Annotated in this window: 3 protein-coding genes; 1 reads left to right on the forward strand and 2 read right to left on the reverse strand. The window is 40.5% G+C overall.

Going from position 1 to position 1980, the window contains the following annotated elements:
- A partial coding sequence (locus UC75_RS19325; RefSeq protein WP_228137187.1) for a hypothetical protein occupies positions 1-179 on the reverse strand: 179 nt, incomplete at its 3' end.
- 259 nt (positions 180-438) lie between these two features.
- Entirely contained in the window at positions 439-1350 is a 912-nt protein-coding gene (locus UC75_RS00045; RefSeq protein ID WP_049836270.1) for a LysR family transcriptional regulator, read from the reverse strand.
- A 103-nt stretch (positions 1351-1453) separates the two neighbouring features.
- On the opposite strand from UC75_RS00045, the gene UC75_RS19330 reads away from it, so the two are divergent.
- Positions 1454-1980: MFS transporter (locus UC75_RS19330; protein WP_228136960.1), on the forward strand; the 527-nt coding region annotated here is incomplete at its 3' end.

The following is a 1980-nucleotide window of genomic DNA, read 5'->3' on the forward strand; positions in this document are numbered from 1 at the left end:
TGGGTTAAGGTAATACCTAAAAGTTTAGCTGCTAAATGGGCATCTTCAAAGAATAGTTCATAAAAGTCGCCCATACGATAAAACAGCAACGCATGTTGATAGTCTTTTTTAACCTTGAGATATTGCTGCATCATTGGAGTGTGGGTGGAAAGATCAGCCATGATTTCAGCGCTATTCATGCGTAATAAACCCTTAAAAAATCAATAATATTTTACGTTTGGTCATCTAACCAATTCTAACAACTTTTGTATGAATTGGACTTAATCAAAGAAAAAAGTATACCTTTTAGTGTACCTTTTTTATGTCAAAATTGAGTCAACAGTGTGTGAGAGCTTAACTTAATTTCTCAAGGTTGCCATCTTAACAAATTGAGACTGATTGGCAAAAAGGATTCCTAAAATGAGTGAGGAAATAAACAGCAAAAAGAAAGTAACTTTATCAGCTCAAACTATCACTCAATTTCTGCTGTATGAAATCTATAAGTGCTCTTGTTTTAGCTGGTAAGTAACGACGATTTGAATAAAGTGCGAACAATTGCAATGGGGCTGCCGATTGTTCAAACTCAATCTCGATTAAACGTCCATCGCTAATATAGGGTTGGCAAGCTTGTTTCGATAGAATTGCGAAACCGACACCTGATATCGCGGCTTGTCCGGCCATCTCTCCGCTATTTACCCGATAATGCCCTTTAACTTTGATGGTCTCGAATTCCCCCTTTTTATTGACAAATTGCCAAGGAGCACCTTTAAGTGCACTTACTGTTGTAATACAGGGCAATTCTTCAAACTGCTGGATATGAGTCGGGGTGCCGTAATGCTGAATGAGGGATGGGGCTGCAACAATGGTGCAAGGGATAGTCACCAGATGACGGGCGATGTAGTCACTGTTATCCATCTGACCACGGGTAATAATGATAGCTAAATCCAGATCATCTCGCAGAGATTCGAAACCTGATAAATTTGTGACACAGCTGATCTCTAGGTCTGGGTACTGACAGGCAAAATCGGCAATAACAGGACCCAGCAATGCAGGACCTATTTCATTTGGAATACAGATTCGCAATGGGCCTTTGAGTTGCATTTGCCGCAACGTTAATTCTGTCTCAGTTTGCTCAAGTGCTTCCAGTAATGGCTTTGCTCGAGTGTAGAGTAGCTGCCCCGCCTGAGTGAGTTTCATATGTCGGGTGCTACGCTCAATGAGCTGAAGATCCAATTTTTCTTCTAACTGAGAAATACAGCGACTAACGTTTGATGTCGGCATTTCAAGGATTTTCGATGCTCCAACAAAACTTTCTCTTTCAACCACCGCAATGAACACTTTCAAGGCATTAAAATCGAGAGCTGGACGCATTAATTATCCCATATTTGATAATAATAAGTGCCATTTCTACCATATAATAAACACGATTGATAGCAGCTAAACTCGGATATCTTTCATCCATAGGTTGCTTGCTATGCCCCCAGTCATGCAGATATTTAATCATAAAGCTCTCATGCGGATAGCCCTTGTAATTGCTTTTGTCCAGTTCACCAATGCACTGGAATATATGGTGTTCAACCCTGTTTTTGTTTTTATGGCAACAGATTTCGCAGTGCCTGTATCATTCTCAGGCTATGTGTCCGGTATGTATACACTTGGCGCTGTTCTTTCGGGAATTATTGCTTTTTACTGGATTGATCATTTCAATAAGAAACATTTTTTAATTGCCAATATGGTGCTATTGGGCCTACTGACACTTTTGACTACATCTACATCCAGTTTTAGTCTTCTGCTTGCACTACGATTTTGTGCAGGGTTGGTTGGTGGTACGACAATGGGTGTGGGTATAAGTATATTGATAAACAATGTGCCGCCTAACTTACGGGGAAAAATGTTGGCGACGGTGATCGCGTCATTTTCGATAGTAAGCATTGTCGGAATGCCTACGATATTATTTTTGTGCACACATTATGGCTGGCATGTGGCTTTGTGGCTCATAAG

Source organism: Acinetobacter sp. V2 (assembly GCF_001188385.1).
Lineage (GTDB): Bacteria > Pseudomonadota > Gammaproteobacteria > Pseudomonadales > Moraxellaceae > Acinetobacter > Acinetobacter oleivorans.

Excerpts from the sequence above, each read along its gene's own strand:
- UC75_RS00045 (WP_049836270.1), bottom strand. The coding sequence starts at position 1,350 with ATGCGTCCAGCTCTCGATTTTAATGCCTTGAAAGTGTTCATTGCGGTG.